We start from the raw sequence: 23,021 nt of genomic DNA on the forward strand, positions 1-23,021 counted from the left end.
GCAGACCCGGCGGCCGCCAGCTCACTCCGGCGCGATCTTCCACACCATGCGCACCCGCGCGGTGACATCGAGTTCGCCCTCGGCGACGGGCACCGCCCCTGCGTCGGACATCGCCATCTCGGCCCGCATCATCGGGCGCGGCTGCCCGCCTCCCGTGTCCTCGAGACGCACGAGCGGCCCCAGCGACACGCCGGCTGCATCGGCAAAGAGCCCGGCGCGGCGCTGCGCCTCGGCAACGGCGGCGCGGCGGGCCGCGTCCTGCACCGGCTGCGGCTCGGACAGACCGAAGGAGAGCCCACGAAAGACGTTGGCCCCGCTCCCAACCGCGGCATCGAGGACCGCGCCAAGGCTGTCGAGCGCGCGCACCCGCGCCGTGACGGTGGTCTCGGCGACGTAGCCCACGATCTCGCGCGGCTCGTCGCGCGAGCCGTACTCTCCCCGCCAGCGCGGCGAGAGCGACAGCGCGCTGGTCTGCAGGTCGCGCGCCGCGATGCCCTGCTCCGAGAGCCGGTCGATCACCGCCTGTGCGGACTGCGACATCTCCGCCACAGCCGCCTCGGCGCTCTCGGCCTCGGCCGTCACGCCGAGCGTGATCGTGGCCATGTCGGGGGCGGCCGAGGCGCGCCCCTCAACCACGACCTCTATCCGGCGCGAGTCCGCGGCGATCGCGCCCTGGGCGAACGCGGGCAGAGACATGGGCGCCGCAAGTGACAGCGCAGCAAAGGCCGTGGCGATGGCACGGGCGAATCTGGCGGCAGGCATGGTAAACCCTTTCCGATCCGAGCGTTAACCCGCCCGTCGGCCGGGCGGTCGGGGGCAGTTTTCTTTCCATTCCCCCGAATCCTGCTATAAGTCGCGGTCAACGTGAACTGCAATGACTGCCCGGCGGGCGCCGCCGGAGAGCACGCCGAGGCCATGGCCGCCACTTTCGCCCTCCATCTCGACCATGACGGTGTCTCGCTCCTGCGTCTGGCAGAGGGCGATGCCGAGATAGATACCTCGCAGCCCCCGCTCGCGACGGCCGGCCTCGACGACGACGATTTCGACGCCCGGGTGGGCCGGATGCAGGCGCGCGTGGCCGAGGCCGACGGCGGCGAGGCGGCGGTGGTGCTCATCCTGCCCGACAGCCAGATCCTCTATACCCGCACGCGCGCCAGCGGTCTCGACCGCGAGGCCGACGAGGGCCGCGTGCGCAATGCGCTCGTCGGCGCCACGCCCTACGACCTCGCCGAACTGGTCTACGACTGGCACGAGGTCGACGGCGTGCTCGAGATCGCCGTTGTCGCCACCGAGACGCTCGACGAGGCGCGCGCCTTCGCCGAGGCACACGGCGTTGCGCCCGCCGGCGTGCTCGGAGAGGCGGCACAGGGTGCCTTTCCCGGCCGCCCCCGCTTCGGCGGGGCACCGCACGACGATACACCGGCGCCCGCCCCGGACACGTCCGCTCCGGCTGCCGCGCCCGACCCGGTCGGCGAGGTCAACATCGCCGCGCCAGGCGCCACCGAGCCGGAAACCGCAAAGCCGGACATCGCCACGCCCGCCACCGAAGAGCCGCAGCCGGGTCGGCCCGCCGGCGCGGCGAGCGCCCCCGATCGCCCCGGCGACGGAAGAGCGCCGCCCCCCGCTGAGACATCGAAGGAGACGCCCGCAGGCGCGTCGCCGCTCGGCGGCGCGACCGACATTGATGCGCCGCCCCGCGCCGAGCCTCCGCCTCTCGCCGCACCCTCGCCAGCGGCAATTCGGGGGCCTGCATCCACGCCTCTGCCGACTTTCTCGACGATACGCCGTGATGCGCCTCAATCCGGCCCTGAGTCGGGCCCGGAGCCGAATCCGAAGACGACGACGGACGCCGCCCCCGCGCCGGGTGCCGCATCGCAGACGGCGATCCCGGCAAGCGCCTCGGAATCTCCCGCCAGCGGAAAGGGCAACGAGACCGGGGTGCCGAAGGTGAAGCCGGTCGAGACCGGCGACGCAGCGGCAGCCTCGGCCGCAAGCCTCGCGTCCGGTCGCGGAGCTCGCCGGGCAGGGTTCGGCGCGCTGGCCGGATCGGTGCTTGGCACCCTGGGCGGCAAGAGGCGCGGCCATGACGCGGGCGCCGCCTCCTCTTCTCTCTCGCGGCCCTCTGTGGAGCCCGCCCTCAGCGCGCAGAGCGAACCGCCCGTGTCGGCCGCAGACCGAGCGTCACCGCGGCATCCTCGCCCCTCGGCCAAGCCCGACACCATCGCGCCCCGGCTCGGCTCCGCCTCTGCAGAGCCCCCCGGTGCACGCCGCTCGGGGTCATCGCCCGCGGCCCCCGAGGCACAGCCGGCACGCCCCGACCCGGTGCGCCGGATCCAGCAGAGGGGCGATGCCTCGCTTCCCGCGCCGACCGGCCCTGCGCCCTCCACTGCCGGAGAGATGGACGAAGCCTCGAGCCTCACCGTCTTCGGCGCGCGCCGCATGCGCGCCGAGCCCCCCGCACGCGGCGGTCGCGCGCTCGGTCTCGTGCTCACACTCGCGCTCCTGGCGCTGATGGGCCTCGTCGCTCTCTGGTCGCTCTGGGTCGACGGCGGCGACGGCCCCGACACGGTGGCCGAGAGCCCTTCGGACACGCCCGCGATCACCTCGTCGGTCACCCCGCTCGATGCCGAGCCTCCCACGCCTGACGCCGGGGCCACGGGCGAAGAGACGCGGCAGGCCGTGGCGCCCCCCCCTGCCGACATTGAACCGGCGCCGGCACTGCCCGAGGATGCCCCGGCAGACCCCGTCATGACACCTGAGACGGCCAACCCTGCAGCAGACGGCCCCGGCGAGAGCGGGCCGGCCCCGGCCGAGCCGCGTGACCTCGCGGCCATCAGCCCCGACGAAGGCGGCACAGCCCCCGCGACCAGCCCTGCGCGCCTCCCACCGGAGGCATCGGTGAGCGATCCGTCTGTCGCGGTGCGCGACGTCTCTCCCGATCCGCTCGACCGGGCCGAGGCCGAGGCGGCCTATGCGGCGACCGGCATCTGGCAGCGTGCGCCCGAGCGCGGGCCCGTCCCGCGCGTCACTGCCGATCCCGCGCTGACACTCGCCGCCGTCGATCCCTCGCGACTGACGCAGGCCCCGCCGGCCGTGCCCGACGCACCGGGCCAAGCCGCCGCGCCGGCGCTTCCGGCCGCGCCGCTGCCGCCCGGCACACTGCTCGACGCCGACGGCTTCGTGATCCCCACCGACGAGGGCGCGCTCGCGCCGGGCGGCTACACCGTCTACGAGGGGCAGCCCGGCATCGTCCCGCCAGCCCGCCCCGGCACGGGCGAACCGGACGCCACCGACGCCCGCGCAGACGAGGCCGCCGCGCCGGTGGCGGATGACACGCCCGCCACGGCGGAACAGGAGGTGGAACAGGACCCGCTGGCACAGGTCCGTCCGACCGCGCGGCCTGAAGACGCCACGCTCCCCGAGACGGCCGATCCCGCCGCGTCCGATGCCGCGGCAGACGGCACCATCGACGCTCCCGACATCCGGCCGCGCTCGCGGCCTGGGCTGCAGGCGGGCGGGTCCGCCGCCGCGCCGGTCACCGGGATGGAGACAGGCACCGAGACGGACACGGCAACGGGCACGGAGTCCGGGGCGGGCACCGCGCTCGACGCAGCCCCCGAGGCTGGCGACACCGAGGCGGGCGACCCCGTTGCGCCGGCGGACGAAAGCGCGGCCGGGCTCGCCGCTGCGCCGGAGGCGCGGCCGCGCCCCCGCCCCGAAACGCTGGCGGACGAGGCGGCCGCGCTCACCGCCGAGGCCGAGCGCGCCGCGGCGGTCGCCCGCGAGGAGGCCGCGGCCGCAGCCCGCGAGATCGCCGAGGCCGAACTCGACTCCGATTCGCCCTATGCCGTTGCCGCCGCCCCGGCCCCGCGCGCACGGCCCGCCAACATCGCGCAGATCGCGGCGCAGGCCCGCGCCAGAAGCGCGGCCGAGACCGAGCGGCAGGCCACGGCGCGCGCCGCGGCGACGCCCCAGCCGTCCCCGCCATCGGTGCAGACCGCCTCCGCCGCCGCGGCCGCCCCGCCTCCCCAGGAGCCTTCACGCGGACCTGCGGTGGCGCGCAGTCAGCGTGTGCAGCCCGATGTTCCCTCCTCGGCCCTCGTCGCGCGTCAGGCGACCGAACGTAACGCCCTGCGCATGAACGCTGTCACCCTCATCGGCGTCTACGGCTCGGCCGGCCAGCGCCGCGCCCTCGTGCGGCTGCCCTCGGGGCGCTACGTGAAGGTGCAGGTGGGCGACCGGCTCGACGGCGGGCAGGTCGCGGCCATCGACCGCGACGCCGTCCGATATGTCAAGCGCGGGCGCGACGTCTTGCTCCAGATGCCATCGGGCTGACGCCGCCAGGCCAGGCGCCTTGGGGGTACGGCCCGACCGCCCTGCCCATGACGCCTATCCCGCGCGCCTTTCGCCCGTGCGCGCCACTGCCATCGGGCCAGATGGGGACGACGCCCACGCAACGCGACACCCTGCCCGCGCCATCTTGCTGGGGCAAGATCCCGCCCATGTGGGGCTGTCTCAACTTCGCCGAGATCTAGCCCGCATGAGATTTCCCCTTTTCGAGGCAAGCGACAGGGAAAGAACCTTCCATAGCCGAGCCGCACCCGAGCGTGGAACTCTGGCCGCCCGGCATGCCGGTGGCGGCGAACGAAGGCTGGATCGGCGGTGCGCGATCTTGCCACTGCGTTCGAGACGGAGCTGGCGCGCCAGTTCGACGGGTCCCGATGTGGCGCAGGGCGGGCGAAGGCGCACCAGACCTGCAAGGCCGCCGCCTCCTGCGCCCCCCGCGCGCCGACGACCGGGCAGGCCGGCGATCGGGCGGGGCGCCTGATCCCGCCGCAGGCGGGCGAAAGAGAATTCCTCAATTCTCTTGCAAATCCCTTCTTTCAAGGGATTTGCCCCCCGCGCCGGCGGGCGGCCGAGCGGCCGAGCGGCGCTCCGTAGCGCGCGGCCACGAAAAAGGGCCGCACCTTTCGGCACGGCCCGTCCCTCTGCTCGGCAAGCCGAGGCGACGTCAGGCAGCGGCGCGGCCCACCAGCACCTCGTCGATACGCGCCTGGGCATCGGTCTCGCCTGTGCCCGAGACAGCCGCCAGTTCGCGCGTCAGCCGGTCGCGCGCGGCCTCGTAGAGCTGGCGCTCCGAGTAGCTCTGCTCGCGCTGATCGTCGGCGCGGTGCAGGTCGCGCACGACTTCGGCGATCGCGATCAGGTCGCCCGAATTGATCTTCTGCTCGTATTCCTGCGCCCGGCGCGACCACATCGCCCGCTTGACCTTGGCCTTGCCCTTGAGCGTGACCATCGCCTTCGACACGACATCGGGCGACGAAAGCGAGCGCATGCCGACCTCGGTCGCCTTGTGGGTGGGAACGCGCAGCGTCATCTTGTCCTTGTCGAAGGAGATCACGAACAGCTCCAGCGAGATGCCGGCGATCTCCTGCTCCTCGATGGAGATGATCTGCCCCACCCCGTGCGCGGGGTAGACCACGTAGTCGTTGGGGCGAAAGTCGTGCTTCTTGTTCTTGGTCATGCGTTCCCCTCAAGAACCCTCACGTCCGAGCCTAGAAAACCGCCACCGGAAACGATCGCCTCCGGAGCGGCTTCGGGCGTGTGCGCAGCTTGAACCGCCGAGCAGTCAGGCAGTGCGCTCGGCGCGCGTCAGGTGTGTTACCATAGCCACGTTGATATAGCACAATGACACGGCGATTCCCAGCCTGCCGTGGCATTTCGCCCGGGCCCTCGGGATACCGGCCGGCCTGCAGGCGCTCCCCGCGCATTCCCGGCGTGCTCAGCCGCCCTCGCCCGGATTCTCCGAGAACAGTTCCATCTTGCCCGGCTTGCCGTCGTTGGCGTCGGCCTCCGGCAGCGGGTCCTTCTTGGTGATGATGACCGGCCACATCTCGGAATACTTGCGGTTGAACTCCACCCATTTCTCCATCTCGGGCTCGGTGTCGGGGCGGATGGCGTCGGCCGGGCATTCGGGCTCGCACACCCCGCAATCGATGCACTCGTCTGGGTGGATCACCAGCATGTTCTCGCCCTCGTAGAAGCAGTCGACGGGGCACACCTCGACGCAGTCGGTGTACTTGCAGGCGATGCAGTTCTCGGTGACGATGTAGGTCATTTGGTATCTCCGAATTGCAGCTTTTCAGCTACGACAGAGAGCCGGCCGCTGCAACTGATCGAGGTCACGTATCGGGCAGGTTGCGACGATCTTTCTTGGTCGGACGCGGCCCGCCGGCCTTCGGCCCGCCGGGGTCGGACGGCGGCGGGGGCGGCGACAGATCGTCGTAACAGGCCTGCGCCTCGCGGGCCGGGCCGCGCCGCACGGGCAATGCCACGATCCGCACCACGCGGACCGCGCGCCCCTGGGGAAAGGTCAGCGTGTCGCCGGGGGCGATCGCGCGCGAGGGCTTCGTGACCCGCTGGGCATTCACCCGCACCTTGCCCTCGGCCACGAGCTTCGCGGCGAGCGCCCGTGTCTTGAAGAAACGCGCCTGCCAAAGCCACTTGTCGAGTCGCAGGCTGCCCTCGGTCAACGGCGCATGCGGACCTGCCCGGGGCTCGCCGCCCGTATCGACGCGCGCCGGGTCCTCCGCGCCGTCTGCCGCGCCGGCGAGTATCAGGTCTTGTCCTTCAGCCCCATCAGGGCGGCAGCGAAGGGATTGTCGGGGTCGATCGCCTTCTCTCGCTTCGGCGGGCGGGCCTCGTAGCTCTTGGCCCCCTGCGGCTTGCCGCGGCCCTTGTCGCCCTTGGCGCCCTTCGGCCCGCGTTCGCCCCTGGGGCGCTCGCCCCCGGCCTGTTTCGGTGGACGGCCGCCCTTGCCCTGCCGGTCGCGGCCGCCGCGCGCGCCGCCACTCTGCCGCTTGGGCGCCCAGGTAAAGGTGTAGAAGACCTCGACCTCGGCGGACGCACCGGCGGCCTCGGCCTCCGCACTGCCGCTGCCGGCACCGGCGTCCTGCATACCAGCCTCCGCCTGCGCGTGCGCCGGCTCGGCCGGACCCTGCAGCGCCATCTCCCCCTCCTCGGGCGGCATGCCGGTCCGGGCGGACGGGTCGACGGTCTCTGGGACCTCGGGCGTGTCCGGCACCTCGGGCGTGGCCGGCTCCGGGGGAGTCTCGGGCGGCGCCTCCGGGACCGGGTCTGGCGTTGGCGGCACTTCCGGGCCGGGTGGCGGCGGTGTCTCGGAGGGGCCCGGCGGGATCTCCGGCGTGTCGGACGAGGAGACGCCCGACGGGTCGGCCCGTGCGGGGCTCTCGGCATCGAGCGGCGAGGGCTCCACAACCGCCTCCGCATCGGCGGCATCGCCCGCCGGCACCACCGTGACGGACGGGTCGGCCGCCACAGCAGCCGCGTCGCCCGTAGCCGTGGAGAGGCGTTCGCCCGCGCTCGTGCTCACGGCCGGATCCGGCGCGCCGAAGGCGCCGCCGTCGCGTGCCCCGCTGGCGGCGGGATCCGTCGGCCGCACCTTGGGTCTCTCGCCCTTCTCGGCGCGATAGCCCAGCCCCTGCATGAGGTCGGCGAACTGCTCCAGCGTCATGCCGGTGATCGACAGCATGTCCGGCGTCGCCTCGAAGCCGCTCCGCGTGTCCTGCGCGCGGATCTGGTCCGCCAGCCGCTCCAGCATGTCGATCCGGATGGCGCGCGCGCCGGCGGCCCGATAGCCCGACAGAGGCAGGTAGCCCTGGGGCACCCCCTGCGGCACCGGGATCGTCACGAGGCCCGGTGGCGGGCTCTCGGGGAACTCGTCGAACCCCTCCCAGAGCGACCACAGGACAAGCCGCAGCCGCGTCGGTGCCGGCTTGAGCAGGGCGGGAAGAAACACCGTGAACTGCCCGAAGCGCACCCCATGCTTGCGCAGGGCGCCACGGGCCGTCTGGTCGAGCGCCTTGACGTCGGCCGCGACCTGCCCCTGCCGCGGCAGGATACCGAAGCCTTCGACCAGCTGGAAGGCGAAGCCGCGCGCCATGCCTTCCAGCGCCTCGTCGGCCCTGAGCGCCAGAAGCGGCTCGAACAGCGTCGCCACCTTGCGGTCGACGAAATGCTGGAGACGGCGCGTGACCTTCTCGGCCACCTCCGCCCCCGCCTCGTCGTCGACGAAGGCCGCGACCTGGGGCTTCAGCGCGTCAGCCCCCTTCACGAGCTTGCCCACCGCCTGGTCGCCCCACATCAGGCCACCCTGCTCGGTATAATCGATCTCCGTGTCCGGCGCGTTGTAGAAGCGGTCCGCCTTGAGGTGAAACTGCGGCTTCAGCGCGCTCGCCGCCGCCTGCCGCAGCGTCTTGGCCTCGTCGCCCGAGGCGTGCTTGTCGAGCGTGAAGCGAAACCCCTCGAGCCGGCCCGTATACTGGCCCTCGACGCTCACCTCGCCCGTTTCCGTCACCTCCGCCACGAGGCTCTCCTTCTGCTTCAGCCGGCGCATCAGAACGCTGGTGCGCCGGTCGACAAATCGCTGCGTGAGCGCGCCGTGCAGCGCGTCGGACAGGCGATCTTCTATCGCGCGGGTCGCCTCGCGCCAATGGCTTTCGTCGTCGAGCCAGCCCGGGCGCTGCGCGACGTAGGTCCAAGTGCGAATGTAGGCCAAACGTTTCGACAGCGCGTCGATCTCGCCCTCGGTGCGGTCGATCCGCCGCACCTGCTGGGCCATCCAGTCGTCCGGCACGCGACCGTATTCGTGCAGGAAGCCGAAGAGCTTCTCGACGAGACCTGCGTGCTCTGCATGGCTGATGCCGCGAAAGTCGGGGATGCGGCAGACGTCCCACAGGAGCTGCACGTCCCTCGGCTGCACGGCCCGCTCGCGAACCTCGCGGATCTCGGCCACGGTCTTGAGCGCCGAGAGGTCGTCGGCCTCGCGCGCACGCACAAGCCGCCCGTTCGCAGCGTCGTTCTCCGGCGGAGCCGCTTCCAGCGAAGCGATCAGCCGGTCGAGCGAGCCGAACTCGAGCCGCGCGTTGCGCCACTGGAGGCGCTGCACGGGGGTGAAACGGTGCTCCTCGATCGCCTCCACAACGGCGTCGTCCAGAGGCGGCGCCTCGCCCGTCACCCCGAACGTGCCGTCCGTCTTGTAGCGCCCCGCCCGGCCGGCGATCTGCGCCAGCTCGTTCGGCGCGAGCTGCCGCATCCGCCGCCCGTCGAACTTGCGCAGGCCCGAGAAGGCCACGTGCCGCACGTCGAGGTTGAGCCCCATCCCGATCGCGTCGGTCGCCACGAGGTAGTCGACGTCGCCGTTCTGGTAGAGCTCCACCTGCGCGTTGCGCGTGCGCGGGGAAAGCGCCCCCATCACCACCGCGCAGCCCCCCTTCGTGCGCCGGATCAGCTCGGCCATGGCATAGACGTTCTCGACCGAGAAGCCGACGATGGCCGAGCGCGGCGGCATGCGGCTGATCTTCTTCGAGCCGGCATAGGCGAGGGTCGAGAAGCGTTCGCGCCGCATCACCTGCGCGCCCGGCACCTCGGCCGCGATGGCGCCCCGCATCGTGTCGGAGCCGAGAAACAGCGTCTCGTGCAGGCCGCGGGCATGGAGAAGGCGATCGGTGAAGACGTGGCCGCGCTCGGGGTCGGCGCAGAGCTGGATCTCGTCGACCGCGAGGAAGTCGGCGCCGATCTCGGTCGGCATCGCCTCGGTGGTGCAGACCCAGTAGGCGGCGCGCGGCGGCACGATCCGTTCCTCGCCGGTCACGAGCGCCACGACCGAGGGGCCGCGCAGCGCAACGCACCGGTCGTAGACCTCGCGCGCGAGCAGCCGCAGCGGCAGGCCGATCACGCCCGTCCGGTGGGCCAGCATCCGCTCGATGGCGTAATGGGTCTTGCCGGTATTCGTCGGGCCGAGGACGGCGGTGACGTGACCTCGCTGCATGGCCCCTCGCGCACTTCGGCTGTCGATCCGGATGTATAGACGCCGCCCGGCGGGGGCAACCGGGCGACCGGGCGGAGAGGACCGCCGCCAAATTCCTTGAAGAAGGAATTTGCAAAAGTCTTCGCGAAGACTTTTGCCGGCGGCGATCATGGCGCGCTCCTGTCCACGCCGGCCGGAGACGGTCGCTCAGAACGCCTCGGGTTTCGCCTCTCGGGCCATGTGGTCGAGCACGGCATTGACGAATCGCGGCTCGCGGCCCTCGGGGAAGAAGGCGCGGGCGACCTCGACGAACTCGACGATCACCACCCTTGGCGGCGTCTTGTCCGACAGAAGCTCGGCCCCCGCGGCGCGGAACAGGGCGCGCAGGGTAGGGTCGATCCGGTCGATGGGCCATTTAGCCACCAGAGCCCGGTGGGTCATCTGGTCGATCCGGGCCTGCTCGTTTACCGCCCCGTCGACGAGCGCGCGGAAGAGGTCGATGTCGCCCTCCACCATCTCTGCACCCTCGGGGGTGGTGGCACCGAAGCGGTAATCCTCGAACTCCTTTTCGACGGCCGTCGTCGTCTGGCCCGAGACCTCCATCTGGAAGAGCGCCTGCACGGCATAGAGGCGCGCGGCCGAGCGGCGGCGCCGGGCCGCCTCGCGCGCGGCGTTCCTGTCCTGCGCGGTCATACGGCGGGCGTCCCCTCGCTGCCGCCCGCCATCAGGGTATCCTCGCCCCGGGGCAGAAAGCCCACGCCGGCACGCGGCGGCCCGAAGCGGCGGGCGAGCGCGATCAGGTGAAGGCAGGCGGCCGCCGCGCCGCCGCCCTTGTCCTGCCCGGCAGGATCGGCGCGCACCCCCGCCTGCTCGGCATTCTCCACCGTCAGGATGCCGTTGCCGATGCAGGCACCTTCCAGCCCCAGAAGCATCAACCCGCGGGAACTGTCGTTGCACACGGTCTCGTAATGCGTCGTCTCCCCCCGGATCACGCAGCCCAGGGCCACGAAGCCGTCGAAGTTCGACTGCCGCCAGGCGATGCGCACCGCTGGCGGGATCTCGAGCGCGCCGGGCACCTCGATCGTCTCGTGAGTGGCGCCCGCCGCCTCGAGCTCGGACCGGGCCCCTGCCAGCAGGCCGTCGGCGATATCGCGGTAGAACGGCGCCACGACGATCAGAACCCGGACGGGCCGGTCGAACGCGGGACGGGGAAGGGTGTAGTGCTGCGCGCCTGCCATCAGCCGAGCTCCGATATCTTGCGGGTGCCGACGATCTCGAGCCCGTAGGCCTCGAGCCCGACGACCTTGGGCGTTGGGGAATTGGTGAGCAGCACCATTCGAGACAAGCCCAGCGACGACAGGATCTGCGCCCCGAGCCCGTATTGCCGCAGCGTCCCCGACGTGGCCTCGGTCTCGGCCGAGAGCTGCATGTGCAGGTCGCGCAGCAGCACCAGCACGCCCCGCCCCTCTTTCGCGATGGTCTCCATCGCCTCGGCGAATTCGCGGGCGCGCCCTTTCGGCCCCGTGCCCACGATGTCGAGCAGCGGGTCGAGCGCGTGCATTCGCACCAGCACCGGCTCGGGCCCCGAGATGTCGCCCTTGACCAGCGCGATGTGCTCGGCGCCCTGCGTGACGTCGGCATAGATGCGCATCTGCCAGCGCCCGCCGAACTCGCTCTCGATCTCGCGCTCCTCCCTGACCGACACGAGGTTGTCGTGGCGGCGCCGGTAGGCGATCAGGTCGGAGATCGTGCCGATCCGCAGGTTGTGCCGCTGCGCGAAGGCCACGAGGTCGGGCAGCCGCGCCATCGTGCCGTCCTCGTTCATGATCTCGCAGATCACGCCGGAGGGGTTCAGCCCGGCCAGCCGCGCGATGTCGACCGCGGCCTCGGTGTGTCCGGCCCGCACCAGCACGCCCCCCTCGCGGGCGCGCAACGGAAAGATGTGGCCGGGCGTGGCGATGTCGGCTGCCGTCGCCGCCCCGTCGATCGCGACCGACACGGTGTGCGCCCGGTCCGATGCCGAGATGCCCGTGGTCACCCCCTCGCGGGCCTCGATCGAGACGGTGAAGGCCGTCTCGTGACGCGACGAGTTGGTCGATGCCATCAGCGGCAGCCCCAACCGGTCGATCCGCTCGCCGGTCAGAGACAGACAGATCAGGCCGCGTCCGTAGGTTGCCATGAAGTTGATCGCGTCGGGCGTGGCCATCTGCGCGGGGATCACGAGATCGCCCTCGTTCTCGCGGTCCTCGTGGTCGACGAGGATGAACATCCGCCCGTTGCGCGCATCGGCGATGATCTCCTCGACCGGAGAGATCGCGTCGTGAAACGGGCTGTCTGGCGTATCGGGCAAGGGGGCCTCCGGGGCGCGCGTCGCGGCAGTGCCGGCGGCAGATAGCCCAACGCGCCGATCTTGGCCAGAGCTCGATCGGCCCACGCACGCGCGACCCGGCGGGCGGCCGATGCGCCGCCGGATGGCCCGCCGCGGTCGCGCATCCGGCAATCCCAATGCCGACGCGCCTCAACGGGCCATGCCTGCGGGGCCCTCCAAGGAACACCGGCAGGCGCGCGGCCACCGGTCGCGGCGCCGGCACGCTCACGCCGTCATGCCCACCGCATCCATCTGGCCGCCGGGGCCTGCTCGGCCTGCCTGCGGTCTGCATCGCACGCGCCGCCCCGCCGGCCCCGGGGCCCCGCGCCGGATCAGCCCGCCGCGCCCGCCTGGTCGAACATCTCCGCCGCCGCGTCGAAGAAGCGCTCCCGCACCTCTTCCCGCTCCATCATGATCTCGTGCTCGGCGCCGGGCTCGATCACCAGCCGCCCCGCCGGCCAGCTGCCCATGCGAACCCGCATGTCGGCCAGATCGACGATCCGCTCGTTCTCGCCCGCGACGCACAGCCCCGGCAGATCGGGAGCGCGCAGCCGCCTCAGCGCCCGCACCTCGCGCAGCGCCTCGTTGACCCAGGCCATCGACGGCCCCCCGAGCGCGAGCTCCGGGTGGGCGCGCAACGCCGCCTGCATCCAGTCGAACATGGCCCGGTCGGTCGTCAGCATGTTGCCTTCGAACGCCGCCGCGAGCAGATAGTTCTCGGGGCTCGAGGTGGGCACGACCCGCCCGCCGAGGCCCGCCGGCCGGGCGAGCGTCGTCACCGTCCATGCGAGCGAGCGCATGTAGGCCGAGAGCCTGATGCCCCACATCGGGCCCGAGAAGACAGCGCTCGCCACCGGCAGGCCCGAATGGACCGCGCGCAACCCGATCGCGCCCCCCATCGAATGGCCGATCAGGTGCCAGGGCCGCGGCAGCGAGAGATCGTCGGCCGCCTGCACCATGGCGGCGACATCCCGCTGGTAATCGTCGAAGCGTTCGATATGCCCCATGCGACGGTCGGGCAGGAACCGGTCGGTCAGCCCCTGGCCCCGCCAGTCGATGGCCAGCATGCCGTAGCCGCGCGCCGCCAGCGCGCGCCCCGCCGGCCCGTATTTCTCGACGAACTCGGTGCGGCCGGGAAACAGCAGCGCCGTGCCGCGCCCCCCCTCGCCCAGAAGCGCGATGCGCACGCGCGCCCCGTCTCCGGGCCGGCCCGGCGCCTCGACCCAGAAGGCGCGGGCGCCCGGGTCGGCGTCGGCGATCTCGTCGAAGAAGGGGGCGGGCTCCACGCCGGCGTGGCGCTCAGCCGAGCACGGTGCCGAGCTTCATCGCAAGCCCCATGTCGCCGTCGACCGAGAGCTTGCCGGTCATGAACGCGGCGGTGGGGTTGGTCTCGCCGTCGAGGATCGCCCTGAACGTGTCCACGTCCGCGGTCAGCACCACGTCGGCCGCCTCGTCGGCGGCGCGCACGCCGCCGTCGTCGAGCATGATCGCGCCCTCGCCGGGGATCATGAACTTGGCCGTGCCGCCGATCTCGGCGCCGGCGAACTTCTCCTGCAGCGCGACCACAGCCTGGTCGATCACGTCGCTCATCCCTGTCTCCTGTCGCTCGCGGCCCCGACGGCCGCCCCTCCCCGCCTGTCCCTCGCACGCCGCGCGCGCGCCGGCAATCGTGACGGGTCTCACGGCAAGCGGCGCTTGGCAGGGCGCAATCCGGTGCTACACTCCCGCCCATGCCGCCGCAACGCACCAGTCGCCCCACTCTCCTCGTCACGGTCGTCGCCGCTGCGCTCGCGTGGTCCCCGGGCCACGCCCAGGACGGCGCCGCGCCCGGCGTGTCCCCCCCTGCCGCGACCGAACCGGGGGCCGAGGAGAGCGGCCTCGACCGCCTCTTCGCCCGGCTCGCCGAGCCAGACCAGCCCGGCTGGCAACAGATCGAGCGGGCCATCGTGGCAGAGCTGTCGAAGTCGGGCTCCCCGGCGATGGACCTGCTGCTGCAGCGCGGACGCGACGCGCTGGAAGAGGGCGATATCGACATCGCGCTCGAGCATCTGACCGCGCTGACCGACCACGCTCCCGACTTCGCCGAAGGCTGGAACACCCGCGCCACCGCCCATTTCCAGGCGGAGCGGTACGGGCTGGCCATGCGCGACCTTTCCCGTGCGCTCGAACTCGAGCCGCGCCATTTCGGCGCGATGATCGGTCTCGCCACGATCCTGCGCGAGGTGGGCCGCGAGGAAGAGGCGCTCGACGTGCTGCGCCGCGTGCACGCGATCAACCCGCACCGCCCCAACGTCACTCAGGGAATCGAGCAGCTCTCCGACGCCCTCGAGGGCGAGACGATCTGACACCGAGTCGGCCGCGCCGCCACGCCGTGTCGCGCCTCCAGCATCCTCGTCCGACTAGTCCGGGGGGTCGCCCGGCACGGGCGACGGGAAGCTTCCCCTCCATGCCCGTGGGCGTCGCCTCAGAGCCGGTCGCGCAAGGAAAACCACGCCATGGCCAGCGCGAGCAGCGGCGTGCGCAAGGCCCGCCCGCCGGGAAAGCGCGGCGCGGGCAGACGCCCCATCAGGTCGAAGCGCTCCGCCTGCCCCGCGATCGTCTCGGCCGCGACTTGCCCCGCGAGCGTGGCCATTCCCACGCCGTGGCCCGAATAGCCCGAAAGCGACAGCACGTTCGGCGCCACCCGCGCGAAATGCGGCATCCGCGTGCGGGTGATCGCCAGCGTGCCGCCCCAGGCGAAGTCGATCCGCGTCCCGGCCAGTTGCGGAAAGACCTTGAGCATCGGCCGGCGCACCAGCGCGGCGATGTCGCGCGGAAAGCGGTAGCCGTAGGTCTCGCCGCCGCCGAACAGCAGGCGGTGGTCGTCGGAGAAGCGGAAGTAGTTCACCACGAACCGCGAATCGGCCACCGCCCGGTTGCCGGCGATCAGCGCCTCCTGTCCCTCGGGGCCGAGCGGCTCGGTCGCCACCACGAAGTTGTTGATCGGCATCACGTGGCGGCCGACCTCGGGGATCAGCCCCCCCAGATAGCCGTTGCAGCCCGCCACCACCCAGTCGGCCCGCACCACGGCCCGATCGGTCGACAGCCGCACCTCCGCCCCCCGCTCGACGCGGGTCACCCGGCTCGTCTCGAACAGGCGCACGCCCGCCGCCTCGGCCAGACGCGCCAGCCCGAGCGCGTAGGCCAGCGGGTCGAGATGGCCCGCGCCCTCGTCGAGCGCGCCGCCATGGTAATCCCTGCTCGCCACGATCTCGCGGATCCCGGATTTCGAGAGCGGGCGCATCTTCTCGTAGCCGTAGTCGCGGGCGAGCTTCTCGACATAGGCATGGGTCTCGCGCACATGCGCGCGCTTGTGATCGGCGTGGACGATACCGGGATGGAACGGCACACCCACCTCCGGGCGTTCCGCTGTCTCGCGCACGAGCCGGACCGCCTCGCGCCCCATCGCCCAGAGCGCCAGCGCGTCGTCGCGCCCGACCATCCGCTCGAGCGCGTCCTGCCCCACGCGCTGGCCGGTGCCCACCTGTCCGCCGTTGCGCCCCGAGGCGCCCGCGCCAACGCGGCTCGCCTCGAGCAGCACCACGTCGTAGCCGCGGCCCGCGAGGTGCCACGCCGCCGAGAGGCCGGTGAAGCCGCCGCCCACAACCGCCACGTCGGCGCGGATCTCGCCCTCGGCCGGCGGCCGCGCGGGCGGGATCAGGCCGGGCTTGGCGGCGTAGAACGAGTCGGGGTAGCGGCCGGGCGTGTCGTTGGCCGTCAGCAGATCCATCAGGCGGCCTTGAGCATGCCCTCGGCACGCAGCTTGTCGTGCGCCATGTCGAGTGTCCGCACCGCCCGCTCGATCAGCAGGTCGATCTCGTCGGGCGTGATCACCAGCGGCGGCGCGATGATCATGCGGTCGCCCACATGCCGCATGATCAGGTTGTTGCCGAAGCTGATCTCGCGCGTGATGAAGCCCGCCTCGCCCACGGGCCCGGCGAAGGGCGCGCGCGCCGCCTTGTCGGGCGTCAGTGCGAGCGAGGCCATCAGCCCCTTCGACACCGCCTCGCCCACCAGCGGGTGGTCGGCGAGCGCGCCCCACTTCTCGGCGAGATACGGCCCGGCCACGTCGTGCACGTGGTCGACGACACGCTCCTCCTCCATGATCCGCAGGTTCTCGGACGCGACCGCGCAGGCCACCGGGTGACCCGAATAGGTGTAGCCGTGGAAGAACTCGCCCGCCTCGTTCAGCACCTCCGCGATGCGGGTCGAGACGATCGAGCCGCCGATCGGCTGGTAGCCCGACGACAGGCCCTTGGCGATCGTCATGATGTCGGGGGCCAGCCCGTAGCCCTCGGAGCCGAACCAGTGCCCCGTCCGGCCGAAGCCGGTGATCACCTCGTCGGCAATGAACAGGATCTCGTGCTCGGCGAGGATGCGCTTCACCTCGGGCCAGTAGCTGTCGGGCGGCACGATCACGCCTCCGGCGCCCTGCACCGGCTCGGCGATGAAGGCGGCGACGTTTTCAGCGCCCACCTCGGCGATCTTCGCCTCGAGCTGGCGGGCACGGGCGATGCCGAATTCCTCGGGGCTCATCTCGCCGCCCTCGGCGAACCATGCCGGCTGGTCGATATGCACGACGTCGGGAATGGGCAGCCCGCCCTGCCCGTGCATCGCCTGCATGCCTCCCAGAGACGCGCCGCCCAGTGTCGAGCCGTGATAGGCGTTGCGCCGCGAGATGATGACCCGCTTGCCGGGCTTGCCCATCTCGGCCCAGTAGTGCCGCACGAGGCGGATGTTGGTGTCGTTCGCCTCCGAGCCCGAGCCGGCGAAGAAGACATGGTCGAGGTCGCCCGGCGCCAGCCGCGCGACGGTCGCGGCGAGCGCGATGGCGGGCACATGCGTCGTCTGGAAGAAGGTGTTGTAGTAGGGCAGCTCCTGCATCTGGGCGTAGGCCGCCTCGGCCAGTTCGGTGCGGCCGTAGCCCACGTTGACGCACCACAGCCCAGCCATCCCGTCGAGGATCTCGTTGCCCTCGCTGTCGGTCAGCCACACGCCCTCGCCCTTCGTGACGATCCGCACGCCCTTGGCGGCGAGCTCGCCGTGATGGGTGAAGGGGTGCAGGTGGTGGGCCGCGTCGAGAGCCTGGAGCGCGGCGGTGTCGAGCCCGCCCGTGGCGGTGCGATTGGGGATGGCGGTCATGCGTCAGTGTCCTGCATCTCGGGCCCCGCACGGGGGCCGGATTTCGGCGATGCCGGTGACATGCGCCCCCCGCCCGGCCCTGTCAATGCGCAGCCCGGCGCCGCCATGCCGCCCCGCTGCCCGCATGTCGAGCGCCATGCGAACGGCATGCGGGCGGGTGCTGTTTCCTCTGTTTCCTCCCGGCAGAATCGCCTAGCGTGCCTGTCAATCAAGACGAACGGGGCCCACCGCCCCGCCAACACGGGAGAAGGCGATGACCTTGAAAACTTCGCTGGTCGCGCTCGCAGCCGGCCTCGCGGCGACCGCCGCGGCGGCCCAGGAGCAGGTGCGCGTCTACAACTGGTCGGACTATATCGACGAGGAGCTGCTGACCGAGTTCGAGGAGGAGACGGGCTACGACCTGATCTACGACGTCTTCGACTCCAACGAGCTGCTCGAGACCAAGCTGCTCGCCGGCGGCTCGGGCTACGACGTGGTCGTGCCCACGGGCACCTTCCTGCAGCGGCAGATCTCGGCGGGCGCGTTCCAGCCGCTCGATTACGACAAGCTGCCGAACGCCGAAAACCTGTGGGACGTGATCCGCGACCGGACGGAAAAGTACGACCCCGGCCACGAGTACTCGATCAACTACATGTGGGGCACCACGGGCCTCGGCGTGAACGTCGACGAGGTCCGCGCAATCCTCGGGGAGGACGCGCCCATCGACTCGCTCGCGCTGATCCTCGACCCCGCCAACATGGAGAAGCTCGCCGAATGCGGCGTGCACTTCCTCGACGCGCCGACCGAACTGATCCCCGCCGCGCTCACCTACCTGGGCGAAGAGGGCGACAGCCAGGACCCCGAGGTGATCGCCAAGGCCGAACCGGTGCTGACGGCGGTGCGCCCCTACGTGACGAAATTCCACTCGTCGGAATACATCAACGCGCTGGCCAACGGCGACATCTGCGTGGCGATCGGCTGGTCGGGCGACGTGCTGCAGGCGCGCGACCGCGCCGCCGAGGCCGACAACGGCATCACCATCGAGTATCACATCCCCAAGGAAGGGGCGCTGATGTGGTTCGACCAGATGGCGATCCCTGCCGATGCGCCGAACCCCGAGGGGGCGCATGCCTTCCTCAACTTCATCATGGATGCCGAGAACATGGCGCAGGCGTCGAACTACGTCTATTACGCCAACGGCAACGAGGCCTCGCAGCAATTCCTCAACGAGGACGTGATCGGCGACACCGCGATCTACCCCGACGAGGAGACGCTGGAGAACACCTACACCACCTCGCCCTGGCCGCCGCGCGTGCAGCGCGACGTCACGCGCATGTGGACGCGCATCAAGTCGGGCACCTGAGCCCGGCCCGGGCCGCGCCACCCGGCGCGGCCCCATCCCTTCCGGACAGCGACGGATGAACCAGCCCAGCTCTCCGCAGACGCCGGCCCAGCCGGCCGGCCCCGGCCCCGCTACGGCCTTCCACCCGTGGGACGACCCCGAGGCGGTGCCGCTCATCCGTTTCCAGGGCGTCACCAAGCGCTTCGGCGACTTCACCGCCATCGACGACATCGATCTCGACATCTATCCGCGCGAGTTCTTCGCGCTCCTCGGCCCCTCGGGCTGCGGAAAGACCACGCTCATGCGGATGCTCGCAGGCTTCGAGTCGCCAAGCCTCGGCGCGATCACGCTCGAGGGGCGCGACATCGTGCGTGTCCCGCCGCACAAGCGCGCCGTCAACATGATGTTCCAGTCCTACGCGCTGTTCCCGCACCTGACGGTCGAGCAGAACATCGCCTTCGGGCTCAAGCGCTCCGGCATGGAGAAGGACGCGATCGAGGCCCGCGTGGCCGAGATGCTGCGCATGGTGCAGCTGCAGAAGTTCGCCACGCGCAAGCCGCACCAGATCTCGGGCGGCCAGCGCCAGCGCGTGGCGCTCGCGCGCGCACTGGCCAAGGCGCCGAAGCTGCTGCTGCTCGACGAGCCTCTTGGCGCGCTCGACAAGAAGCTCCGCCAGCAGACCCAGTTCGAGCTCGTCGACATCCAGGAAAAGACCGGCACCACCTTCGTCATCGTCACCCACGACCAGGAAGAGGCGATGACGGTCGCATCGCGCATCGCGGTGATGAACGAGGGCCGGATCGCCCAAGTCGACACGCCGGGGCGCATTTACGAAAGTCCCGCAAGCGTTTACGTCGCAGACTTCGTGGGTGACGTGAACCTGATCGAGGGCAATGCCCGCCCCATCGGCCAGGGCATGGCCGAGATCCACTGGCGCGAGGGCGTGCCCGCCATCCGCGGTCAGGCGGCCGAGCCTCTGGCCGAGGGCGACCGGGCGACGCTGGCCATCCGACCCGAGAAGATCACGGTCAGCCGCGAGCGGCCCGAGGGCCGCAACAACGTGGTGCAGGGCCGCGTCCACGACATTGCCTACCTGGGCAACATCTCGACCTATCACGTCCTTCTGCCGGACGGCGTGATCGTGCAGGCGCTCGTGGCCAACAGCCGCCGCATCGCCCGGCGCGACTTCACCTGGGAAGACGAGGTGTGGCTGTCGTGGTCCGACACCGCCGGCGTCGTGCTGACGCGGTAGGCCGATGGATTTCCGCCGCGTCTCGCTGATCGCCCTGCCCTATGCGTGGCTTCTGCTGCTCTTTCTCGTGCCGTTCGGCATCGTGCTGAAGATCTCGCTCAGCGACTACGCGCTCTCGATCCCTCCCTACACGCCGACGCTCGACATCACCGGCGGCTGGCCGGCCATCCGCGACTTCCTCGGCCAGCTCGACGTCGAGAACTACGTCTTTCTCACCGAGGACGATCTCTACTGGAAAGCGTATCTGAGCTCCCTGAGGATCGCGCTGATCTCGACCTTCGTGACGCTGCTGATCGGCTATCCGCTCGCCTACGCCATGGCCAAGGCCCCGCGCGAATGGCAGCCGACGCTGCTGATGCTCGTCATCCTGCCCTTCTGGACGTCGTTCCTGATCCGGGTCTATGCGTGGATCGGCATCCTGTCGTCGCAGGGCTACCTCAACCAGACGCTCGCCTTTCTGGGGCTCGAGCCGGTGACCGTGCTGAACACCAACGTCGCGGTCTATATCGGCATCGTCTACACCTATCTGCCCTTCATGGTCCTGCCGATCTACGCCACGCTCGAGAAGATGGAGGGCGACCTGATCGAGGCCGCGCAGGACCTCGGCTGCACGCCGACGGAAGCCTTCTGGCGCGTCACCCTGCCCCTCTCGCGCCCCGGCATCATCGCGGGCTGCTTCCTCGTCTTCATCCCCGCGGTGGGCGAGTTCGTGATCCCCTCGCTGCTGGGCGGCTCGGAGACGCTGATGATCGGCAAGGTGCTGTGGGAGGAGTTCTTCAACAACCGCGACTGGCCGGTGGCCTCGGCCGTGGCTGTCGTGCTGCTGCTGATCCTCGTCATTCCGATCGTGCTGTTCCAGAAGAACCAGGAGAAGGAGCAGGAATGAGCCGCTTCACCTGGTTCAACGCCACCGCGCTGACCTTCGGCTTCGCCTTCCTCTACCTGCCGATGGTCATCCTGATCGTCTATTCCTTCAACGAGTCCCGGCTCGTCACCGTCTGGGCCGGGTTCTCGACCAAGTGGTATGGCGAGCTGTTCCGCAACGAGCAGTTCCTCGATGCCGCCTGGGTCACGCTGCGCGTCGCCTTCTTCTCGGCCACCATCGCCACGGTGCTCGGCACGATGGCCGCCTACGTGCTGGTGCGGGGGGGCCGGTTCTTCGGGCGCACCCTGTTCTCGGGGATGATCTACGCGCCCCTCGTCATGCCCGAGGTCATCACCGGCCTGTCGCTGCTGCTGCTCTTCATCTCGATAAACCTCGACCGCGGGATCTTCACGATCATTCTCGCGCATACGACCTTCTGCATGGCCTACGTCTCGGTCGTCGTCTCCTCGCGCCTCGTGTCGTTCGACCGCTCGGTGGAGGAGGCCGCGCTCGACCTCGGCGCGACGCCCTTCGACGCGTTCCGCTCGGTCACGCTGCCGATCATCATGCCGGCGGTCGTCTCGGGGTGGCTGCTGGGCTTCACGCTCTCGCTCGACGATCTCGTGATCGCGTCGTTCACCGCCGGGCCGGCGGCGACGACCCTGCCGATCCAGATCTTCTCGTCGGTGCGCCTGGGTGTCAGCCCCGAGATCAACGCGCTCTCGACCATCCTGATCGGCATCGTCGCGCTCGGGGTCGTCACCGCCTCGCTGATCTCCAAGCGCAATCTCGTCCGCCAGGCCCGCGACGCGCGCCGCGCCATCCAGGCCGGGGCGGAGGACGCGCGGGAGGCACGTGCAACATGAGCGACTTCCTGAGCGAATACGAGGCTCATGTCGCGGCACACGGCACCCCCGAGCGCATCGAGTGCATGCTGTGCGACATGAACGGCATCCTGCGCGGCAAGTGGATTCCCGCCGCCGCGGTCGACAAGCTTGCCGGCGGCCATGTGCGCCTGCCGCTGTCGACCTATGCGCCCAACATCCTCGGCGAGGAGGTGCCCGAATCGGGCCTCGGCATCGTCGTGGGCGACCCCGACGGGCGGCTGGTGCCGGTGCCGGGCACGCTCAAGCCCGTACCGTGGACGGCCTCCCCCGCCGTGCAGGTGCTGGTCGAGATGACCGAGCTCGACGGCACGTCTTCGCCCTATTCCCCGCGCGAGGTGCTCGGCGCGGTGCTCGCCCGCTACGCCGCTCGCGGCTGGCGCCCGGTCGTGGCCACCGAGCTCGAGTTCTACGTCGTCCAGAGCCGCGAGCGGCCCGACACGCCCCCCCAGCCGCCCGAGCCCAACTTCGCCGCGCAGAACTACGACCTCGAGACGCTCTCGCAGCACGACGCGATGCTGACAGAGATCCTCGCCGCCTGCGCCGCGCAGGGCATCGACACCGACACGCTGGTGGCCGAGTACGGCCCCGGACAGTTCGAGATCAATTTCCACCACACCGACGACGTGTTCGCCGCCGCCGAGATGGCGCTGATCTTCCGCCGTCTGGTGCGCGAGGTGGTCGAGGATCACGGGCTGGAGGCCACCTTCATGGCCAAGCCCTACGCCGACAGCCCCGGCAACGGGATGCACGCCCATGTCTCGGTGCTCGACTCGCGCGGCGACAACGTGTTCTCGGCGCCCGGAGGCGTCGGCCCGACGCTCGGCCACGCCATCGCCGGGGTGCTGGCGACGATGCCCGATTGCCAGGCTATCTTCGCGCCGCATCTCAACAGCTACCGCCGCTTCCAGCCGATGTCCTTCGCGCCCTGCGCGCCCGACTGGGCGCTCGACAACCGCGCTGCGGGCGTGCGGGTGCCGGCGACGACGGGAGAGGGCGCGCGGCTCGAGCACCGCATCGCGGGCGCCGACGTGAACCCCTACCTCGCCCTCGCCGCCATCCTGGGCGGAATGCTCTGGGGGATCGACCGTGAGACTCCCTTGCCGCCGCCCTGCGATTCGCCCGACCACGCGCCGCCCGACCGGCTGACCGCCGACTGGGTGACGGCGGTCGACCGCTTCGCCGCCTCCGACATCGCCGCCGACATCTTCGGCACCCGCTATCGCGACGCCTACGCCGCCGTGCGCCGCGACGAGATTTCCAAGCTGACGACGCAGATCACGCGGCTGGAATACCGCACTTACCTCACGAGGCTGTAGAG

The 23,021-nt window shown here is 71.1% G+C and carries 19 protein-coding genes; 7 read left to right on the top strand and 12 right to left on the bottom strand.

Going from position 1 to position 23,021, the window contains the following annotated elements:
- Positions 1-21: 21 nt before the first annotated feature.
- Positions 22-762 carry an SIMPL domain-containing protein gene (locus tag DLJ49_RS04130; protein ID WP_233488710.1) on the bottom strand — a complete coding sequence of 247 codons (741 nt, stop codon included), beginning with the start codon at positions 760-762 and terminating at the stop codon, positions 22-24.
- 102 nt (positions 763-864) lie between these two features.
- Between DLJ49_RS04130 and DLJ49_RS04135 the strand changes: the two genes are divergently transcribed.
- Positions 865-4,335 (top strand): hypothetical protein, encoded by a 3,471-nt coding sequence (locus DLJ49_RS04135; protein WP_147277259.1) that lies wholly within the window; start codon positions 865-867, stop codon positions 4,333-4,335.
- A gap of 676 nt (positions 4,336-5,011) precedes the next feature.
- On the opposite strand, the gene DLJ49_RS04140 is transcribed toward DLJ49_RS04135, so the two are convergent.
- The 9 genes from DLJ49_RS04140 to DLJ49_RS04180 form a co-directional block, all read right to left on the bottom strand.
- A complete protein-coding gene (locus DLJ49_RS04140; RefSeq protein WP_115392251.1) occupies positions 5,012-5,524 on the bottom strand; it encodes a CarD family transcriptional regulator in 513 nt (170 codons plus the stop codon).
- A 258-nt stretch (positions 5,525-5,782) separates the two neighbouring features.
- On the bottom strand, positions 5,783-6,118 hold the full coding sequence (gene fdxA, locus DLJ49_RS04145) for a ferredoxin FdxA (RefSeq protein WP_115392252.1): 336 nt from the start codon (positions 6,116-6,118) through the stop codon (positions 5,783-5,785).
- Positions 6,119-6,182: 64 nt separating this feature from the next.
- On the bottom strand, positions 6,183-6,533 hold the full coding sequence (locus DLJ49_RS04150) for an RNA-binding S4 domain-containing protein (RefSeq protein WP_115392253.1): 351 nt from the start codon (positions 6,531-6,533) through the stop codon (positions 6,183-6,185).
- An 83-nt stretch (positions 6,534-6,616) separates the two neighbouring features.
- Positions 6,617-9,850 carry a helicase-related protein gene (locus tag DLJ49_RS04155; RefSeq protein ID WP_115392254.1) on the bottom strand — a complete coding sequence of 1,078 codons (3,234 nt, stop codon included), beginning with the start codon at positions 9,848-9,850 and terminating at the stop codon, positions 6,617-6,619.
- A gap of 186 nt (positions 9,851-10,036) precedes the next feature.
- A complete protein-coding gene (nusB, locus tag DLJ49_RS04160; protein WP_115392255.1) occupies positions 10,037-10,522 on the bottom strand; it encodes a transcription antitermination factor NusB in 486 nt (161 codons plus the stop codon).
- Positions 10,519-11,067, bottom strand: coding sequence for a 6,7-dimethyl-8-ribityllumazine synthase (locus DLJ49_RS04165; protein WP_115392256.1), 549 nt, complete (start codon positions 11,065-11,067; stop codon positions 10,519-10,521). Before DLJ49_RS04165 ends, nusB begins: the two co-directional genes overlap by 4 nt.
- Positions 11,067-12,179 (bottom strand): 3,4-dihydroxy-2-butanone-4-phosphate synthase, encoded by a 1,113-nt coding sequence (gene ribB, locus DLJ49_RS04170; RefSeq protein ID WP_233488712.1) that lies wholly within the window; start codon positions 12,177-12,179, stop codon positions 11,067-11,069. Before ribB ends, DLJ49_RS04165 begins: the two co-directional genes overlap by 1 nt.
- Before the next feature lie 350 nt (positions 12,180-12,529).
- A complete protein-coding gene (locus DLJ49_RS04175) occupies positions 12,530-13,483 on the bottom strand; it encodes an alpha/beta fold hydrolase (RefSeq protein WP_115392257.1) in 954 nt (317 codons plus the stop codon).
- Positions 13,484-13,496: 13 nt separating this feature from the next.
- Positions 13,497-13,787 carry an SCP2 sterol-binding domain-containing protein gene (locus DLJ49_RS04180; protein ID WP_115392258.1) on the bottom strand — a complete coding sequence of 97 codons (291 nt, stop codon included), beginning with the start codon at positions 13,785-13,787 and terminating at the stop codon, positions 13,497-13,499.
- Between the two features lie 140 nt (positions 13,788-13,927).
- Here DLJ49_RS04180 and DLJ49_RS04185 point away from each other — a divergent pair, with 140 nt between their 5' ends.
- On the top strand, positions 13,928-14,542 hold the full coding sequence (locus DLJ49_RS04185; RefSeq protein ID WP_115392259.1) for a tetratricopeptide repeat protein: 615 nt from the start codon (positions 13,928-13,930) through the stop codon (positions 14,540-14,542).
- Between the two features lie 119 nt (positions 14,543-14,661).
- On the opposite strand, the gene DLJ49_RS04190 is transcribed toward DLJ49_RS04185, so the two are convergent.
- Positions 14,662-15,966 (bottom strand): NAD(P)/FAD-dependent oxidoreductase, encoded by a 1,305-nt coding sequence (locus DLJ49_RS04190; RefSeq protein ID WP_115392260.1) that lies wholly within the window; start codon positions 15,964-15,966, stop codon positions 14,662-14,664.
- A complete protein-coding gene (locus tag DLJ49_RS04195; protein ID WP_115392261.1) occupies positions 15,966-17,378 on the bottom strand; it encodes an aspartate aminotransferase family protein in 1,413 nt (470 codons plus the stop codon). The genes DLJ49_RS04190 and DLJ49_RS04195 overlap by 1 nt, the downstream gene beginning before the upstream one ends.
- A gap of 253 nt (positions 17,379-17,631) precedes the next feature.
- On the opposite strand from DLJ49_RS04195, the gene DLJ49_RS04200 reads away from it, so the two are divergent.
- The 5 genes from DLJ49_RS04200 to DLJ49_RS04220 are packed head-to-tail and all read left to right on the top strand — an operon-like array spanning position 17,632 to position 23,019.
- A complete protein-coding gene (locus DLJ49_RS04200; RefSeq protein ID WP_199533295.1) occupies positions 17,632-18,720 on the top strand; it encodes a polyamine ABC transporter substrate-binding protein in 1,089 nt (362 codons plus the stop codon).
- A gap of 55 nt (positions 18,721-18,775) precedes the next feature.
- The gene (locus DLJ49_RS04205; protein ID WP_115392262.1) at positions 18,776-19,951 is read left to right on the top strand and encodes an ABC transporter ATP-binding protein; all 1,176 of its coding nucleotides are present in this window, start codon (positions 18,776-18,778) and stop codon (positions 19,949-19,951) included.
- A gap of 4 nt (positions 19,952-19,955) precedes the next feature.
- Positions 19,956-20,837: an ABC transporter permease subunit gene (locus DLJ49_RS04210; protein ID WP_115392263.1), complete on the top strand. Its 882-nt coding sequence runs from the start codon at positions 19,956-19,958 to the stop codon at positions 20,835-20,837.
- Positions 20,834-21,682, top strand: a complete 849-nt coding sequence (locus tag DLJ49_RS04215) for an ABC transporter permease (RefSeq protein ID WP_115392264.1) — start codon at positions 20,834-20,836, stop codon at positions 21,680-21,682. The genes DLJ49_RS04210 and DLJ49_RS04215 overlap by 4 nt, the downstream gene beginning before the upstream one ends.
- Positions 21,679-23,019: a glutamine synthetase family protein gene (locus tag DLJ49_RS04220; RefSeq protein WP_115392265.1), complete on the top strand. Its 1,341-nt coding sequence runs from the start codon at positions 21,679-21,681 to the stop codon at positions 23,017-23,019. Before DLJ49_RS04215 ends, DLJ49_RS04220 begins: the two co-directional genes overlap by 4 nt.
- Positions 23,020-23,021 lie beyond the last annotated feature (2 nt).

This window comes from Rhodovulum sp. 12E13 (genome assembly GCF_003340565.1).
In the GTDB taxonomy this organism is placed as follows: domain Bacteria; phylum Pseudomonadota; class Alphaproteobacteria; order Rhodobacterales; family Rhodobacteraceae; genus HLUCCA09.

Coding starts and splice junctions, on each gene's coding strand:
- DLJ49_RS04155 (WP_115392254.1), bottom strand. CDS start 9,850: ATGCAGCGAGGTCACGTCACCGCCGTCCTCGGCCCGACGAATACCGGC.
- DLJ49_RS04180 (WP_115392258.1), bottom strand. CDS start 13,787: ATGAGCGACGTGATCGACCAGGCTGTGGTCGCGCTGCAGGAGAAGTTC.
- nusB (WP_115392255.1), bottom strand. CDS start 10,522: ATGACCGCGCAGGACAGGAACGCCGCGCGCGAGGCGGCCCGGCGCCGC.
- DLJ49_RS04215 (WP_115392264.1), top strand. CDS start 20,834: ATGAGCCGCTTCACCTGGTTCAACGCCACCGCGCTGACCTTCGGCTTC.
- fdxA (WP_115392252.1), bottom strand. CDS start 6,118: ATGACCTACATCGTCACCGAGAACTGCATCGCCTGCAAGTACACCGAC.
- DLJ49_RS04200 (WP_199533295.1), top strand. CDS start 17,632: ATGACCTTGAAAACTTCGCTGGTCGCGCTCGCAGCCGGCCTCGCGGCG.
- DLJ49_RS04195 (WP_115392261.1), bottom strand. CDS start 17,378: ATGACCGCCATCCCCAATCGCACCGCCACGGGCGGGCTCGACACCGCC.
- DLJ49_RS04190 (WP_115392260.1), bottom strand. CDS start 15,966: ATGGATCTGCTGACGGCCAACGACACGCCCGGCCGCTACCCCGACTCG.
- DLJ49_RS04130 (WP_233488710.1), bottom strand. CDS start 762: ATGCCTGCCGCCAGATTCGCCCGTGCCATCGCCACGGCCTTTGCTGCG.
- DLJ49_RS04165 (WP_115392256.1), bottom strand. CDS start 11,067: ATGGCAGGCGCGCAGCACTACACCCTTCCCCGTCCCGCGTTCGACCGG.
- DLJ49_RS04185 (WP_115392259.1), top strand. CDS start 13,928: ATGCCGCCGCAACGCACCAGTCGCCCCACTCTCCTCGTCACGGTCGTC.
- DLJ49_RS04205 (WP_115392262.1), top strand. CDS start 18,776: ATGAACCAGCCCAGCTCTCCGCAGACGCCGGCCCAGCCGGCCGGCCCC.
- DLJ49_RS04140 (WP_115392251.1), bottom strand. CDS start 5,524: ATGACCAAGAACAAGAAGCACGACTTTCGCCCCAACGACTACGTGGTC.
- DLJ49_RS04210 (WP_115392263.1), top strand. CDS start 19,956: ATGGATTTCCGCCGCGTCTCGCTGATCGCCCTGCCCTATGCGTGGCTT.
- DLJ49_RS04220 (WP_115392265.1), top strand. CDS start 21,679: ATGAGCGACTTCCTGAGCGAATACGAGGCTCATGTCGCGGCACACGGC.